This is a genomic window from Mycobacteroides franklinii (assembly GCF_001853795.1).
In the GTDB taxonomy this organism is placed as follows: Bacteria; Actinomycetota; Actinomycetes; order Mycobacteriales; family Mycobacteriaceae; genus Mycobacterium; species Mycobacterium franklinii.
Window position 1 is genome coordinate 2,370,309 of sequence record NZ_MLIK01000019.1, and the last position, 16,709, is coordinate 2,387,017.

14 protein-coding genes are annotated in these 16,709 nt (G+C 63.6%); 8 read left to right on the forward strand and 6 right to left on the reverse strand.

Annotated elements, in window-relative coordinates; translation table 11 throughout:
• Window positions 1-4: 4 nt before the first annotated feature.
• The 4 genes from BKG76_RS18985 to BKG76_RS19000 are packed head-to-tail and all read right to left on the reverse strand — an operon-like array spanning window position 5 to window position 5,415.
• Window positions 5-1,189 (reverse strand): cytochrome P450, encoded by a 1,185-nt coding sequence (locus BKG76_RS18985; protein WP_070938970.1) that lies wholly within the window; start codon window positions 1,187-1,189, stop codon window positions 5-7.
• On the reverse strand, window positions 1,176-2,579 hold the full coding sequence (locus tag BKG76_RS18990; RefSeq protein ID WP_070938971.1) for an ABC1 kinase family protein: 1,404 nt from the start codon (window positions 2,577-2,579) through the stop codon (window positions 1,176-1,178). The genes BKG76_RS18985 and BKG76_RS18990 overlap by 14 nt, the downstream gene beginning before the upstream one ends.
• Complete coding sequence (locus BKG76_RS18995; RefSeq protein ID WP_456237973.1) at window positions 2,576-3,994, reverse strand: ABC1 kinase family protein; 1,419 nt, start codon at window positions 3,992-3,994, stop codon at window positions 2,576-2,578. The genes BKG76_RS18990 and BKG76_RS18995 overlap by 4 nt, the downstream gene beginning before the upstream one ends.
• Window positions 3,991-5,415 (reverse strand): ABC1 kinase family protein, encoded by a 1,425-nt coding sequence (locus BKG76_RS19000; RefSeq protein WP_070938973.1) that lies wholly within the window; start codon window positions 5,413-5,415, stop codon window positions 3,991-3,993. Before BKG76_RS19000 ends, BKG76_RS18995 begins: the two co-directional genes overlap by 4 nt.
• A 79-nt stretch (window positions 5,416-5,494) precedes the next feature.
• On the opposite strand from BKG76_RS19000, the gene BKG76_RS19005 reads away from it, so the two are divergent.
• The 5 genes from BKG76_RS19005 to BKG76_RS19025 all read left to right on the forward strand — a co-directional run bounded on the left by BKG76_RS19005 (window position 5,495) and on the right by BKG76_RS19025 (window position 11,052).
• Window positions 5,495-6,091, forward strand: coding sequence for a TetR/AcrR family transcriptional regulator (locus tag BKG76_RS19005; RefSeq protein ID WP_070938974.1), 597 nt, complete (start codon window positions 5,495-5,497; stop codon window positions 6,089-6,091).
• A 166-nt stretch (window positions 6,092-6,257) separates the two neighbouring features.
• A complete protein-coding gene (locus BKG76_RS19010) occupies window positions 6,258-7,586 on the forward strand; it encodes an HNH endonuclease signature motif containing protein (RefSeq protein ID WP_070938975.1) in 1,329 nt (442 codons plus the stop codon).
• 157 nt (window positions 7,587-7,743) lie between these two features.
• Complete coding sequence (locus BKG76_RS19015; RefSeq protein ID WP_070938976.1) at window positions 7,744-8,403, forward strand: hypothetical protein; 660 nt, start codon at window positions 7,744-7,746, stop codon at window positions 8,401-8,403.
• A gap of 67 nt (window positions 8,404-8,470) precedes the next feature.
• A complete protein-coding gene (gene serA / locus BKG76_RS19020; protein WP_030094107.1) occupies window positions 8,471-10,042 on the forward strand; it encodes a phosphoglycerate dehydrogenase in 1,572 nt (523 codons plus the stop codon).
• The gene (locus BKG76_RS19025; protein ID WP_070938978.1) at window positions 10,039-11,052 is read left to right on the forward strand and encodes a 3-isopropylmalate dehydrogenase; all 1,014 of its coding nucleotides are present in this window, start codon (window positions 10,039-10,041) and stop codon (window positions 11,050-11,052) included. The genes serA and BKG76_RS19025 overlap by 4 nt, the downstream gene beginning before the upstream one ends.
• A gap of 66 nt (window positions 11,053-11,118) precedes the next feature.
• On the opposite strand, the gene BKG76_RS19030 is transcribed toward BKG76_RS19025, so the two are convergent.
• Complete coding sequence (locus BKG76_RS19030) at window positions 11,119-12,321, reverse strand: MFS transporter (protein ID WP_070938979.1); 1,203 nt, start codon at window positions 12,319-12,321, stop codon at window positions 11,119-11,121.
• A 53-nt stretch (window positions 12,322-12,374) separates the two neighbouring features.
• On the reverse strand, window positions 12,375-13,598 hold the full coding sequence (locus BKG76_RS19035) for an oxygenase MpaB family protein (RefSeq protein ID WP_070938980.1): 1,224 nt from the start codon (window positions 13,596-13,598) through the stop codon (window positions 12,375-12,377).
• A gap of 114 nt (window positions 13,599-13,712) precedes the next feature.
• Here BKG76_RS19035 and BKG76_RS19040 point away from each other — a divergent pair, with 114 nt between their 5' ends.
• The 3 genes from BKG76_RS19040 to gltX are packed head-to-tail and all read left to right on the forward strand — an operon-like array spanning window position 13,713 to window position 16,679.
• Window positions 13,713-14,387, forward strand: coding sequence for a TetR/AcrR family transcriptional regulator (locus tag BKG76_RS19040; RefSeq protein ID WP_070938981.1), 675 nt, complete (start codon window positions 13,713-13,715; stop codon window positions 14,385-14,387).
• A gap of 10 nt (window positions 14,388-14,397) precedes the next feature.
• On the forward strand, window positions 14,398-15,174 hold the full coding sequence (locus tag BKG76_RS19045) for a fumarylacetoacetate hydrolase family protein (RefSeq protein ID WP_070938982.1): 777 nt from the start codon (window positions 14,398-14,400) through the stop codon (window positions 15,172-15,174).
• 2 nt (window positions 15,175-15,176) lie between these two features.
• Window positions 15,177-16,679 carry a glutamate--tRNA ligase gene (gene gltX / locus BKG76_RS19050; RefSeq protein WP_070938983.1) on the forward strand — a complete coding sequence of 501 codons (1,503 nt, stop codon included), beginning with the start codon at window positions 15,177-15,179 and terminating at the stop codon, window positions 16,677-16,679.
• Window positions 16,680-16,709 lie beyond the last annotated feature (30 nt).

The window sequence follows — 16,709 nt, forward strand, 5'->3', positions numbered from 1 at the left end:
TCAGCTAAATTTGGAAACGCAACGGAATGCTGCGTGGTCCGCGGATGGCGGGAGTGTCGCGCCAACTCACGGGGCCGGTGATCACCGGTCTGCGCGCCAGGATCTCGTGAAGGGCCACCGTGGTTTCCAGCCTGGCCAGCGCCGATCCCAGGCAGTGGTGTGTGCCGTATCCGAAGGCCAGCGGCGGGGTGCTCTTGCGATCTGGCCGGAACTCAGCGGGTTCCACGAACACCTGCGGATCGCGGTTTGCGGCGGCGATGGCAATGAGAACGGTCTGGCCCTCTTGGATCGTGTTGCCGCCGAGATGGTGTTCTTCGGTCGCCACACGCGCCGTGGCCAATACCGGACCGTCGAGTCGAAGCAGTTCGGTGATGACTGCCGGATCATCCGGGTCGATGTGGTCGGCCAGTTGCGAACCGTCTTCGCGTGGCGCCAACAGACGGACCATGCTTGCCCCCAGGAGATTTGCCGTCGTCTCGTGGCCCGCTATGGCAACCATGAAGGCCATGGTGACGACGTCTTCGAGGGACAGATTGGTATCGGATGCGATCAAGCTGAGGAGATCATCACCGGGGTGTGCTCGCCGATCCGCCGCCAGAGGCAGCAGTTCGGTGGCGAGGGTGGCCCCGGCCGCGGTGCCCGCCATGACGGTATCGACGTCGGCGAAGGCGCCCAACATCTGGATGATGATGGGGGATTCCTCGCGCAGGACGGCTGACGACGAGTCGTCGAGGCCAAGCCATTCACCGATGATGGCGATCGGTAGCGGCAAGGCGATATCGGCCATGAAGTCGAAAGATTCGCCTGTCAAGGGGTATTCGACGACGTGTGAGGCGATGCACTGCACGCCCTCGCGCAGACCGGCGATGAATCCGGGGGTGAATACGTCGCGGACCGAGCCTCTGAGCTCGGTGTGGTCCGGCCCGTCGGCGAAGAGCATGTTTCTACCGAAGTTGGACATGTCGAGGTATTCGGGGGCCGCGGCGCGCATCTGGGGGCTGGCCAGCGGGTCACTCGACCAGCCGCTGCCGCCCAGCACCTCGCGGGCGGCCTGATAACCGAGAACCAGCCAGGTACCGGCATTCTCGTCCCAGACCACGTCGCCGCGTGACCGCAGGTTTTCGTAGTACTGGTAAGGGTCCCTTGAATCCCAGGGGATCCGCGGGGCGATGGGGTTAGCGGTGGTCATGGCGATCCAATCCGAAGGGCAGGCCGCGATCACGCACCCATGCGACATGCTGTTTACCTAGTGGGGAAACGGGTTCGGCGACACCGTCGAGATCATCCAGCAGCGCACGAGTGTGCCCGGTCGCGTTGAGCGTTGCCGACAAGGCGCTGATGTTCAGGTTGATCCGGGCCAGGAACACCAAATCGCTCGGTATCGACATCTGATGCAGCGTCTGGAAATTCAGCAGGGATCGGGTGGCGTTGGTTGACACCTCACGGGTGAAGGTCACTGGTTGCGGGGCACGGATGTCTTGCACGGTTGCCCCGAGCCATTGAAAGACGTCCTGCGCTGACAACGGCGAATCGATGGCGAAGTAGCCGGCCTCGACCATCAGCTGGCGCAGGTCTTCTCCGCGTTCATCGGCGGCGGCCCGAATCATTTGTACGAGCCGATACCGCAGGGACTCGGGGACCACCTTGATGCAACCGAAGTCGACGAAACCGACCGAACCGTCCATCCCGAACCGGTAATTGCCCGGGTGCGGGTCGGCATGAAACAGATTGGCGTGCCGAAACGATCCGGTGCTGAAACGCCAGATGGCCTCCACCCAGACATTTTTGAGGTCCTGATCGGCTTGTTGTGCCGCCATCCAATCCAGGCCGTCGAGATATGTCATGGTGAGTACCCGATTGCCGGATGCTTCGGGGATCACCTCGGGTATCCGGATGAATGGATGGCCCTCATACAACGCGGCGAAGGCCTGAATATTGGCGGCCTCGTGCCGGTAGTCCAATTCCTCGGATATCCGCGCGGCGACCTCATCGGCCATCTGCCGGTGGTCCAACTGCGGCTTAGGGCCGGCAATCCCCGTCGCGAAGCGCAGGAAGGTGGCCATGAGTTCCGCGTTGGACAGATCATGCCTAATGGCATGTGCCACACCGGGGTACTGGATCTTGACGGCAACTCGGCGGCCGTCATGCAGGGTCGCGCGATGCACCTGTCCGATCGACGCCGCAGCCATCGGGCCGTCGCTGAATTCGGAGAACAGCTCCTCGATCGATGTACCGAGATCCTCTTCAAGGGCTTGGCGTGCCAGGAGGGGATGCATGGGTGGTGCGTCGGCCTGTAGCCGCGTCAACGCATTCTGGTAGGGCGAGAGTTGTGCGTATCCATGGGAGGCGATATCTGCGACCGAGAAGATCTGGCCGGCTTTCATGAGGACGCCTTTGGAGTGTCCGAGTAGCTCGGTGTAGCGCTCAGCGGTGCGCTCGTGGAAACGGTCGACGGCTCCGGCGTCGCCGGCCTTTTGACGTAGGCCTGCGACGAGTCGTCCGCCTGCGGCGCGGGCGGTGAAGCCCGCCAGTGGCATGGTGCGCCGGATTCGGCCGTGGGGAATCTGATTGTTGCTCACGGTCGGGCACCAACTTCTGACTGGCCCCGTGGTTCCAGTCCGAAGGGCAATCCGCGTTCACGCACCCACGCCACATGCCGAACGCCCAGGGGAGTCTCAGGTTCCGCGATTCCGATCATGTCTGCGGCGGCCGACCGCGCGCTGACTGTAGCTCCGAGCTTCGACATTGCGGACCGAACGCCAAGCGGAAAACGCACAAGATAGATCAGGTCCGGTGGAAGAGAGATCCGTCGTGAGAGGGAGCTGTCGAGCGCGTTGAGGTTACGGTCTATCAATTGAGGCGTGTAGGTGACCGGTTGCGGAAGCGTTGCGTCAGTGTTGATGTCATTCATCCACCGCAGAGCTTCTTCGTTGGACATAGTGGACTCGGCAGGGAGGAAGCCTGCTTCCTTCATCGTGGAATAGAGATCGGCTGATCGCTGCTGGATGCTTGCGGCGACCATTCGAATCCAGGCGAGACGATGTCTCTCGGAAAGGGTCTTCACAGATCCGAAGTCCACGATCCCGAGGCTGCCGTCCAGTCCGAACCGATAGTTCCCTGGATGCAGATCCGTGTAGAAGGCGGAGTCGTGTTGTAGCGGTGCGAGACTGAATCGCCAAAGTGCCTCCGCCCAATTATTTTTCAGATCCTGGTCGGCTTGTTGCGCTTCGGCCCAGTCGATCCCGTCGACATAGGTCATCGTGAGGACTCGCCCTGTAGACAGTTCGGGCACGGCTTCGGGTACTCGGATGAACGGATGGCCGCGGAACAGTTGGTGGAACGCGGATATGTTTGCCGCTTCCTGCTTGTAGTCCAGCTCTTCCTTGATTTGATGTGAGATATCGCGTGCGGTTCCGGGCAGGTCAATCGCGTACCTACGGTCCAGCAGTGCAAAGGTGACTCGCAGGAATGTGGTGACGAGCTCGGTGTTCGCGAGGTCGTCCTGAATTGCTTGTGCCACACCGGGGTACTGGATCTTCACGACGACATCACGGCCGTCATGAAGTGTCGCGCGATGGACCTGCCCAATCGAAGCCGCAGAGATCGGCTCCTCTGTGAACGTGGCGTATGCCTGACGTACCGGCATGCCGAGCTCCGATTCGAGGACGCTGCGTGCCAGTGCTGGCTCCATAGGTGGGGATTGGGTCTGGAGCCGAGTCAATGCCCGTTCGTAGGGGGAAATCCTGCCGTCGTTGGAACCGCTCATATCGATACTGGAGAAGATCTGGCCGGCTTTCATGAGGACGCCTTTGGAGTGGCCGAGTAGTTCGGTGTAGCGCTCTGCTGTCTTTTCGTGGAAGCGGTCGACGGCTCCGGTGTCACCGGCTTTTTCGCGTAGGCCTGCGACGAGTCGTCCGCCTGCGGCGCGGGCGGTGAATCCCGCCAGCGGCATGGTGCGCCGGACCCGTCCGTGTGGAATGTGTCTGTCACTCATAGTCGGGCACCAACCTTTGGCTGATCTCGCGGTTCTAATCCGAACGGGAGCCCTCGCTCTCGCACCCAGGCCACATGCTGGATACCAAGGGGAGTGGAGGGCTCGTCGACACCCGCCATGTCCGACAGGATCGCGCGCAGATTGACCGTCGCGCCGAGCGTCGTCATCGAGGAGGTAACACCCATGGTGATGCGGCTCAGCATGAACATTTCGGGCGGGATGGTCAGATGGCGCGATCCGGCATTGGGGTTGGAGATATTCACCGCGGCAAGGAATTCCTCCATCAGCTCGGGTGTGTACCGCACTGGTTGTGCCAGGGACAGCCCCGGGCTGAAGCTGGTAATCCAGTGATGCACCGCGTCGGCCGAAGCCGTGGAATCGGCAGGCAGGACGCCGTACTGGACTGCTAACCGGCGAAGCCCTCGCCTGTCGTCCTGGAACATTGCCTGACCCATCAATGTCCAGCCGTACCGCCTAAATTCTTGAAACTCTTTGACACAGCCGAAGTCGACGACGCCGATGCTGCCGTCTAGGCCAAAACGGTAGTTACCGGGGTGCGGGTCGGCGTGATAGAGCGATGAGTGCTGGAAGGACCCGTAGACAAAGCGCCACAGGGCCTCTGCCCAGGTATCCTTGAGCTCTTGATTGGCGCCCTGCGCCTCGCTCCAACCCATTCCGTCCACGAACGTCATGGTGAGCACCCGGTCGCCGGATGCCTCGTCAACCAGGTCAGGCACCCGAATGAATGGGTGGTCGCGATACAGGTTGCCAAAGGCGCGGATGTTGGCGGCTTCATTGCGGTAGTCGAGTTCTTCGCTGATCCGGTCGGCGATCTCAGCGGCGATGCCCCGTATATCGGCCTGGCTGTCAATCCCTGTCGCCGATAGGGCCACCCGCAGAAAGGTGGCGAGTAGCTCGGTGTTGGCAAGGTCATCCCGGATGGCCTGCGCTACACCGGGGTACTGGATCTTCACGACGACATCACGGCCGTCATGAAGCGTCGCGCGATGGACTTGGCCGATAGAGGCCGAAGATATTGGCTCGTCGTCGAAGTCTGCGAAAAGCTCACCTAGACAGAGATTTAAGTCGTCCTCGAGTACCCGGCGGGCCAAGCTGGAGTCCATCGGGGGCGATTGCGTTTGCAACCTCGTCAGCGCGCGGGCGTACGGAGTCAGGGAGCCACTGAGGCTGGTGTCGAGGGTGGAGAAGATCTGGCCGGCTTTCATGAGGACGCCTTTGGAGTGGCCGAGTAGTTCGGTGTAGCGCTCTGCTGTCTTTTCGTGGAAGCGGTCGACGGCTCCGGTGTCACCGGCTTTTTCGCGTAGGCCTGCGACGAGTCGTCCGCCTGCGGCGCGGGCGGTGAAGCCCGCCAGTGGCATGGTGCGCCGGATCCGTCCTCGGGGGACTTGACCGTTTGTCATGACTACCTCCTACCGGTGACCCAAACCAGCTGTTAAAGTACTCACTGAGTGACACTAAGTGATTACTTGGGAGACGTCAATGGTAGAGATTTCCACCAAAGAACGCCTGGTCGCCGAGGCCATGCGGCTCTTCGGCGAGCAGGGTTACAAGGCCACCAGCGTCGCGCAGATCGAGAAGGCGGCTGGCCTTACTCCCGGATCGGGCGGGCTCTATCACCACTTCAAGTCCAAGGAAGCGTTGCTCGAGGCCGGTATCGATCGTCAGCTCGATCGCCGTCGTGCGATGCGTGACATCCGTGCGCTCTTCGGTGGGCTCGGAGACCTGCGCAATGAGCTGACGATGATGGGCCGGTACTTACTGACGGTGCTCGATGAAGAGTCGCAGCTGCTGCAAATCGCGTCGAGTGTTCCTGCTGGCCATCTGGCCCGCCTCGACGACGCCTATGCCGCACTCTTCGACGGTCTCTATGCCGAGCTGACTGATTGGGTGCATGGCTGGGCTCCCGGTATCGGCAAGCGGGAAGCGGAATCGATTGGGGCACTGGGTGTCAACGCCCTCTTGGGGAAGCGGGCGACGAGCACCGTCTTCCGTGCGCCGACCGCCACCATCGCCGACGAGGACTACATCGCCGAATGGACGACCGTACTGGCTGCGAGGATTGAATCGCTGCGCTGATCTTCGCCGGTGGCACACACGTCGGTCGGGATCACCGTTGGTGCGTTGAAGCAGGCGCCAACGCAATGGCCCTGATTCTTCTGGAGTGTGAAATCACTTCTGTCCCAATAACTTCATTGGTAACAAATGCTGCAGTTTTGTCGGTGGACGTCTTTATGATTCGAACATGAGTTCGGTTGAGGTGTTGGAGGCGGCGGTTGATGCCGTGTGCGCTGACACCTTGGACGGGTTCTCGAACTCGGAGCTGCTGGCGGTATTGGCGCGGGTGGAAGTGGCCCAACGGCGGCTGCTGTCTGCCTCACACGCCGGGATTGCGCAGTTGGTGCGGCAGGCGTCTCCGGTAGAGCTTGGGGGCACGTCGTTTCCGGATGTGTTGTCCCGGCGCTTGCATATCAGCAGGGGTGTGGCCCGGCGGCGGATCGCCGACGCCGAGCATCTCGCCCCGCGGCGGGCGATCACCGGTGAGGTGCTTGAACCTCAACTACCGTGCACCGCCGAAGCGTTGGAGCGCGGCGATATCGGCGAGGAACACCTCCGAGTCATTCGGCAGTTCTTTGACCGGCTGCCGGTGGTGGTCGATGCCCCGACCCGCCAAGCGGCCGAGGCGCAGTTGGCTGTCATGGCCTCCCAGTTTCGGCCGGAACAGTTGCGTACCGGTGCCGGCCGGATGATGGCGTTGTTGAATCCGGACGGGGAATTCTGCGATGTGGATCGGGCGCGGCGCCGCGGGGTGAGTATCGGGCCGCAGGGTTTTGATGGCATGTCCCCGATTTCGGGTTTGTTGGATCCGGAGACCCGGGCCTATCTGGATGCGGTGTTTACGAAACTGGCCGCCCCCGGCATGTGTAATCCGGCCGATCAAAGCCCACAAGTGGATGGTGAGCCGTCACCGGAAGCTGCCGAACACGACACCCGCACCCCGGCGCAACGCAACCACGACGCCCTGAGGGCTTGCCTACGATCCACTCTCACCTCTGGTGAACTCGGTTCGCATCATGGCCTACCGGTGACCGTCATCGTGTCCACCACCTTGCGAGAGTTGGAAGACGCGGCCGGTATCGCCACTACCGGCGCCGGCATCCGCCTGCCTATGCGAGAGCTGATCCGCGCGGCATCGCATGCTCACCACTACCTGTCGATCTTCGACGACGACGGCAGACCCCTATATCTGGGACGCACCAAACGCATCGCCTCCCCGGATCAGCGCATCGTGTTACACGCCAAGGATCGTGGCTGCACCCACCCAGAATGTTCGATCCCTGGATATCTCTGCGAGGTCCACCACCTCACCGAATGGGCCCAGGGCGGACCCACCGACATCGACAACCTCACCTTCGCCTGCGGACCACACCACCGCCTGCTCAATCACGGCTGGAACACCCGAAAACGCAAAGACGGCACCACCGAATGGATACCCCCACCACAACGCGATATCGGTGAGGTAGCCACTGGCTTCCGCGATCACGCCGAGTTATCGACACTCGGTACGGACTGATTGATATTTGCCCAGGTGCGAATAGGCTGTGCGCGTGGGCAGGATCACAAGCCGTCGGGGATTTCTCACTACGGGTGCAGTTGTCTTGTCGGGTTTAATTATCCTTGCGTGCTCGACTCCGAAGGCCCTACGCAAAGCCACACGGGGGAGCAGCGTAGTGGAGTTCGCTGGGAGGCTTCCAGATCCGGCGGAACTGCGCAGGCGATGCCGCGTGATCGCGATGCTCGATGCTTTGGTCGAGGGCCGAGTGCTTGGTAAGGGCGATACCGGCACTGTCTACCAACCGAATTGGCGCCCCGGCGACGATCTCGTGAAGTACACGGACGGGGGCGGTGACGACTGGTCGATCATTTTCTCGGCCAAGGAGGGTGTCTTCATTCGCGGCTTTGACCACGAATCGGAGTTGAGTACCTACAACGAAGACGACTACTGGTCGGGCCTCGTCGGTGATCTGCCGGGGCCGTTCAAGTCGGATCTGAAGAACCCCGACTTGTATGACTACTACGACGGCGCCCCACAAATGACCGTCTGTGTGTGGCGCAGCCCGGCGGATATCGCATGGCGCCACGGAAGCCCGAAGCCGACGCAGTGGGGCTACTACGGGAACGGCGGTGAGGACCTGTTCGAGCCGCTTGTCGTATGGCGGGCGTCCCGGGAGCTGGACTGGCTGTACCCCGCGCAGGGCCACGTCATACCCGAGTCCGCTGTACAGCGGGTTATGGACCAGGCGGCACTGACTGACGAGCTTGTTCGCGCATTTCACCCCAATCCTGACGTCGGGGCGCTGCGCGCCGAGGCCACGCGGATCGGGTACTAGACCAGGTGTGACGTGAGCCTCGTCGCACACGGCACTAAGCTGTGACGACGTGAGCGAACGTCCAGTCGTGCTGATTGCCGACAAACTTGCCCAGTCGACCGTCGAAGCACTTGGTGATGGTGTGGAGGTGCGCTGGGTCGATGGCCCCGACCGCCCCGCGCTGCTGGCCGCGGTACCCGATGCTGATGCACTCTTGGTGCGCTCGGCCACCACGGTTGACGCCGAGGTGTTGGCCGCCGGAACCAAGCTCAAGATCGTCGCACGCGCCGGCGTTGGACTCGACAATGTCGACGTCAAGGCCGCTACCGCCCGTGGTGTCCTGGTGGTCAACGCACCCACCTCCAACATTCACAGCGCCGCCGAGCACGCCGTCACCCTGCTGCTGTCCACCGCGCGGCAGATCCCGGCCGCCGACGCGTCGCTCAAGGCGCACACCTGGAAGCGCTCGTCGTTCAACGGCACCGAGATCTTCGGCAAGACCGTCGGCGTCGTGGGCCTGGGCCGCATCGGGCAGCTGTTCGCGCAGCGGCTCGCCGCGTTCGGCACACACATCGTCGCGTACGACCCCTACGTGTCGGCCGCTCGCGCCGCCCAGCTGGGCATCGAGCTGCTGACCCTCGACGAACTTTTGGGTCGGGCAGATTTCATCTCGGTGCACCTGCCGAAGACCCCGGAGACCGCGGGCCTCATCGGCAAGGAGGCGTTGGCCAAGACCAAGCCGGGCGTCATCATCGTCAACGCCGCACGCGGTGGGCTCATCGACGAGGCAGCGCTGGCCGACGCCATCCGTAGCGGACATGTCCGCGGCGCCGGGCTCGACGTGTTCTCGACCGAGCCGTGCACCGACAGCCCGCTCTTCGAGCTCGACCAGGTCGTGGTGACCCCGCACCTGGGCGCCTCCACCAGCGAGGCGCAGGATCGCGCGGGCACCGATGTGGCCGCCAGCGTGAAGCTGGCGCTGGCCGGCGAGTTCGTACCGGACGCCGTCAACGTCGGCGGGGGAGTTGTCAGCGAAGAGGTCGCGCCGTGGCTTGAGGTCGTGCGCAAGCTCGGTGTGCTCATCGGAGCCGTCTCCGAGCAGCTGCCCACCTCGTTGTCGGTCGACGTACGCGGTGAGCTTGCCTCCGAAGATGTTGCGGTGCTGAAGCTTTCCGCGCTGCGTGGACTCTTCTCCTCGGTGATCGAGGACCAGGTGACCTTCGTCAACGCTCCGTCGATCGCCGAAGAGCGTGGTGTGAGTGCGGAGATCAGCACTGCCACCGAAAGCCCGAACCACCGCAGTGTCGTCGACGTGCGCGCTGTGTACGCCGATGGTTCGGTGATCAACGTGGCGGGCACCCTGTCCGGCCCGCAGCAAGTGCAGAAGATCGTTCAGATCAACGGGCGCAACTTCGATCTGCGTGCCGAGGGCGAAAACCTCGTCATCAACTACGCCGACGTGCCCGGTGCCCTCGGCAAGATCGGCACCGTGCTGGGTTCTGCCGACGTCAACATCCAGGCCGCGCAGCTGAGCCAGGACGCTTCCGGCGAGGCGGCCACCATCATCCTGCGTATCGACCGCAGCGCCCCGGATGCCGTGCTGGACGAGATCCGCGCCGCCGTCGGCGCGACAACCCTTGAGCTGGTGGATCTTTCATGACCAAGCTCGCGATCATCGCCGGTGACGGCATCGGTCCCGAGGTCATCGGCGAGGCCGTCAAGATTCTCGATGCCGTACTGCCCGGTGTCGAGAAGACCGAATACGACTTGGGTGCCAAGCGTTACCTGGCCACCGGCGAGCTGATGCCCGATTCGGTGCTCGACGAGCTACGCGGCCACGACGCCATTCTGCTTGGCGCCATTGGTGATCCATCGGTGCAGAGTGGAGTACTCGAGCGCGGTCTGCTGCTGCACACACGTTTTGCGCTGGATCACCACATCAACCTGCGGCCGGCCAAGTTGTACCCGGGCGTTACCGGGCCGCTGGCCGGCAACCCGGCCATCGACCTGGTCGTGGTTCGCGAGGGCACCGAGGGGCCGTACACCGGTAATGGCGGTGCGATCCGTGTGGAGACCCCGCACGAGGTGGCCACCGAGGTCAGCTTGAACACCCGGTTCGGGGTGGAGCGCGTGGTACGCAACGCCTTCCAGCGCGCCGAGGCCCGGAGCAAGAACCTGACGCTGGTGCACAAGAACAATGTGCTCAAGTACGCCGGATCCCTGTGGACGCGGACGGTGAACGAAATCGCCGCCGAGCACCCCGATGTGCAGGTGTCCTACCAGCACATCGATGCCGCCACCATCCATATGGTGACCGATCCGGGCCGCTTCGACGTCATCGTCACCGACAACCTGTTCGGCGACATCATCACCGATCTGACCGCCGCCGTCACTGGTGGAATCGGTTTGGCCGCAAGCGGAAACATCGATGGTTCAGGTAAGAACCCGTCGATGTTCGAACCCGTGCACGGCAGTGCGCCCGATATCGCGGGCCAGGGGATCGCCGATCCCACCGCCGCCGTGGTGTCGGTCTCGCTGCTGCTGGACCATCTCGGTGAGACCGAGGCCGCTGCTCGCGTCGAAAAGGCCGTCGAGCAGCACCTGGCCACCCGAGGCGAGGAGAAGCTCTCCACCTCGGCGACCGGTGATCGGATCGCCAGCTTCCTGTAGTCCTGATCGAGTGCGAGCCTCGCGCGGAAATCCAGTCGGAAATCCGCGTCAGGCTCGCATTCGGCGTTAGTGGGCCGGACGCTCCAGCTTCACCGGCACCAAACCGACTGCCGCCAAGGGGAACAGCGCGCACACCGCGAATACTGCCGAGAATCCCGCCACCGACGCCAGCGCTCCGAAGACCGGGGGAGCGACAGCGGCCGTGAGCAGCTGACCGGTGTTCTGCGCACCCAGGGCGCGGCCACTCCAAAAGGGTCCGGCGATCTCGGCGATGGAGGTGTACGCAAGGCCGTTGTCCGACACGGTAATCACCGACGCGGCCAGCATGACGACGACGCTGATGGACCAGTCGAGCTGGTTGGTGATGGCCAGCAGTGCCATGGTGGCGGACGCTGCCGCGGCGATGGTCCGGATCGGCTTCATGCGTGAACCCCAACGGTCGGACCACATTCCGGCCGCGACCCGGCCCAGGGCGCCGACCAGCTGTGCCACGGTCACCATGACGCTGGCCGCCCCGATGCTCCAACCCCTGTCGGTCACCAGCCACACCAGCGTGAAGGTCCACACGACCACCTGCGGGACCACCAGCAGCACCGACACCGCGTGGATCAGCCACAACATGCGGGACCCGCGATAGGGATTGGCCAGATGCTCCTGGGGTGCTTCCGAACGGGGCGGTCGCGGTGGGTCGATGATGCCGACCAGGCACACAACGGAGGACACCGCGCACACGACCGCCGGAAAGAGCAGTGCCGTCGCCACGCCGTGGCTTTCGGCGATGCGGGGAATGACCAACGCACCCAACGCGACGCCCAAGGGCTGGGCCATCTGACGGATGCCCATGACGGTCCCGCGTTGATGTGGCGGGAACCACCCGACCACCACGCGGCCGCTGGCCGAATTGCATGCCGCGGCAGCCGCTCCGCCCAACAGCAGGAAGACACCTGTGATCACCAACGACGGTGCCTCGGCTGCGGCGAATGCCGCGAGCGCCGTCAGCGCGAGCCCGCTCACCAGCGCGATCCGCTCACCGAACCGGTCGACGAGTGCGCCCCAGGCGATGAGCGTCAACACCATCCCAAAGCTGGGCATGGCGGACAGCAGACCCGCGTTGGCGAGGTTGAGCCCACGCTCGGTGTGCAGGGCCGGTATGAGGAATGCCACACCGTTGATGAAGACGTTCGCACCGGCCGTGGATCCCAGGGCAATGGCCAGCATCGCCCAACGGCGCGCTGTGCCAACCTCATCGACGTGAACCATGGTGACCATGGTTCCACATCCATCCCAGATTGTTGAATGGATGTCTCAATATATGAGATGTGTCAGCTTGCCGTCGCGAGTCTGTCGTGTCGCCGGTACGTGCGATCCCCGCCGGATTGCGACATGCCCTGCGAGACGATCTGCCGTCGTGCGAACTGGCCGATCTCCTCGCTGATACGGGTCATGCCGGGCAGAACATTGCGGCGCTCGAAGAACCAGTTCACGACCGAGGTGCCCACGACGGCCGCCTGCATCGGTTTGTTGTCGGGTAGGCCCAGTCGATCGGCATTGGTCTTGCCCAGGATGAGCCTGCTGTACGACGACAGGTAGGTGCGCGAGAGCCGCATGAACACCGGCTCGCCGGGCAGCGGGGCATGCAATGCCTGGGTGAGCGCATACGAATCCTCGTCGGGAAGGAATTCGGTATCGGCCTCCAGCCAGAACAGGCGCCACGTGTCTTCCTCGCTAGTGGGTACGAGCTCGGGGTGAATTCCCATGAGCAGCCCCACATACCGCCAGAAATGGAACACGGACTCGCGCTCGGTGTCGGAGAAGCTCATTCCCATGGCCTGGCAACCGGCGAGATTGGCCAGTGAGAAGAGCATGAGTGTGCCGGCGAGCTGAATCTGGTTGACGGGGGCGTCCCAGGCTTCGAAGTCCCAGTCGTCGCGCCGGTTCATGGCCGCGCGCACCAGCGCGTGCATGAGCCGTACGCGTGGAATTCCCTTGAACCCGGCCGAGAATCGATCCAGTCCGTTGGGCGAGGTGACATCGATGAGCCATTGCGCGGTCTCGTTGAGCCTGCGTGGGGCCATCGCCTGTAGATTGCCCGTGCCGACGAGGGGTTTGTCGGCACGAGACGACAGATACCCGCCGGTCAGTGCCAGGCCGGGAAGGGCCAGGCCAAGTCCCACCACGCCGGTGCGCATGCTGACCCGTGCGGCCAGTTCGAGTTTCTTGTCATCGAGCCAGTACGGCCGTGCATCGATCTGTTCGAAGAAGGCGATGAGCTCTTCGGGTGGGTTCTCGACCGCGTCGATGCCCTCTTCGACTGCGGTTTCGAACATGCGACGCCCCTGTCCGGCGGGGAAGCGGGCGAACATCGCGACCACGGCGTCGGCGAGCGGGTCGCCGATATGCGCGAAGTGCCGGAATGACTCCCGCTGCTCAGCGGTTGCGCGGATGTCGCGGCCGGGCAGAAAGCGCGCGAACACGTTGAACGGGAACTCGCGAAGCTGCGGTGGATTGGGCAGCTTCTCCCGGCTCGAAGCCGTCTTTGACCCCATCGGGGCGTCCTTTCCTCGTCGAAAGCGACCATCTGGTGACAGGTCTCACCATCTGGTGAGAATCATCACCACAAAAACCCGTGAGGTCAAGCACCGTAGTGCGACAATCGGCGGATGCCATCCCGGACCTATGGCGGAGCCACATCCGGTGAACGACGCGCACGACGACGCGCGGCGCTGCTGGATGCCGCGCTGGACCTGGTCGCCGGCAGCGGTGTGAAGGGTCTGACGGTCCGTGGCGTATGCGCCGAGGCCCGACTCAACGATCGGTACTTCTACGAGAGCTTTCGCAGCACCGACGAGCTGGTGCTCGCGATGCTCGACGAGCAGATGCTCGCGGGATCGGCCGCCATCATCGAGGCCATCGCCAAGAGCTCCACATCGAAAGATCCGGTGGTGCGCACGCGTGCCGCCGTCGGCACCGGCCTCAGGTTCCTTACCGCCGACCCGCGCCGGGGAAGGCTGTTGGTCGAATCGCAGGCCACCGAGGGGCTGGCCGCGCGCAGGCGCGATCTGGTCAAGACCCTGGCGCAGGTGATGGCCGACCAAGGGCGTGTGTTGCTTCCCGCCGATGACGCGTTGGATCCCGACCTGGACCTGGCCACGTTCACGCTGGTTTCCGGCGGGCTGGACCTGGTCACCACCTGGTTTCGCCATGAGCTCGACATCACCCGCGACCGGTTGGAGGATTTCCTCGTGGCGTTGGTCACCCGCGCCAACATCCGGGGTGATACACCGGCGGAGGACGCTAAGACGGACACAGCGGAAGCCGCAAAGCCTGGCAACTAGGCTCATGTAAATGCGCCTAGGACGTATTGCCAGCCCAGACGGTGTCGCCTTCGTCAGTATCGAAGGAGAAGACGGCACCGAGACCGCCCGGGAGATCGCCGAGCACCCCTTCGGTACCCCGACCTTTACGGGGCGGCAGTGGCCGCTCGCCGATGTCAGGCTGCTGGCACCGATCCTGGCAAGCAAGGTGGTGTGCATGGGCAAGAACTACGCCGCTCATGCCGCCGAAATGGGTGGTGCCCCGCCGGAGTCGCCGGTGATCTTCATCAAACCCAACACGTCGATCATCGGTCCGGGTCTGCCGATCCAGCTGCCGCCCAGCGCATCCGAGGTGCACCACGAGGGCGAACTCGCCATCGTGATCGGCCGGCCGTGCAAGGACGTTCCCGCTTCCCGGGCGGCCGAGAACATTCTGGGATACACGATTGGCAACGACGTGTCCGCGCGTGATCACCAGCGAGCCGATGGTCAGTGGACACGAGCCAAGGGGCACGACACCTTCTGCCCGCTGGGGCCGTGGATTGTGACGGATCTCGACCCCTCGGATCTCGCCATCCGGACCGAGGTCAACGGCCAGGTGAGGCAGAGCAGCCGAACCTCGTTGCTGTTGCACGATGTCGGAGCGATCGTCGAGTGGGTGTCCGCCGTGATGACCCTGCTGCCGGGCGACGTGATCCTCACCGGAACTCCCGAGGGCGTCGGGCCCATCGTCGACGGCGACACGGTGAGCGTGACCATCGAAGGCATCGGAACTCTGTCCAATCCCGTTGTGCGGAAGGCGAAGTAACAATGAGTGACACCACTGGATCCAACAAGGTCCGGGTTCGTTTCTGTCCTTCGCCGACGGGCACCCCGCATGTCGGTCTGATTCGCACCGCACTGTTCAACTGGGCGTACGCGCGACACTGCGGGGGCGACTTCGTATTCCGTATCGAGGACACCGATGCCGGGCGTGACAGCGAGGAGAGCTATCTGGCGATCCTGGACGCGCTGCGGTGGCTGGGCCTGGACTGGGATGAGGGTCCCGAAATCGGCGGTCCGTACGCGCCGTACCGGCAGTCGCAGCGCAAGGAGCTGCATCTTGATGTGGTGCGCAAGCTGCTGGAGGCGGGGGAGGCCTATGAGGCGTTTTCCACGGCGGAAGAAGTAGAGGCCCGGCACCTCGCCGCGGGGCGCAATCCCAAACTGGGGTACGACAACTACGACCGTGATCTCACCGATGAGCAGCGCGCGGCGTTCCGGGCCGACGGGCGCGATCCCGTCGTCCGCCTGCGGATGCCCGATCACGACATCACCTGGAACGACCTGGTGCGGGGGGAGACCACGTTCGCGGCGGGTGTGGTGCCCGATTTCGCGCTGACCCGTGGCAACGGAGATCCGTTGTACACCTTGGTGAACCCGGTCGACGATGCGTTGATGAAGATCACGCACGTGCTGCGTGGCGAGGATCTGCTGCCGTCGACGCCGCGCCAGATCGCCTTGTATGAGGCCATGATCCGGGTCGGGGTGGCAGATTCGATACCCACGTTCGCTCACCTGCCGTCGGTGCTGGGCGAGGGCACCAAGAAGCTCTCCAAGCGTGATCCCCAGTCCAACTTGTTCCTGCATCGCGATCGAGGATTCATTCCCGAGGGGCTGCTGAATTACCTTGCCCTGTTGGGGTGGTCGATCGCCGACGACCACGACATCTTTTCGCTTGCCGAGATGGTCGCCGCCTTCGATGTCGCCGATGTGAACTCGAATCCGGCACGGTTCGATCAGAAGAAGGCCGATGCCATCAACGCCGAGCACATCCGGTTGTTGGCCCCAGAGGAGTTTGTGGCGCGGCTGCGCAGCTTCTTCGCCGCGCACGGATACGAGCTCGGACTGGACGACACCGCCTTCGCGGTGGCTGCGGATCTGGTGCAGACGCGAGTCGTGGTGCTGGGAGACGCCTGGGGCCTGCTGAAGTTCCTCAACGACGACGTGTACGCGATCGACCCGGGATCGGCTCGCAAGGAATTGGGGGAGGCCTCGCTGCCCGTTCTGGAGGCGGCTATCGGTGCGCTGGAGTCGCTTCAGGGGTGGACTACCGCGGCCATCGAGGAGGCGCTCAAGGGCGCACTCATCGAGGGGCTCGAGCTCAAACCCCGGAAGGCATTCGGGCCGCTGCGTGTCGCGGTTACCGGTGCGACGGTGAGCCCGCCACTGTTCGAATCGATGGAACTGCTGGGCCCCGAGCGCACCTTGACGCGGCTGAGAAACGCTCGGACCTGGGAAAATGGGGGTGAGGGCCAAACCGATTCGGGTTAATGGCCCTTGGTTTGGTAGTCTGCTCGTCGG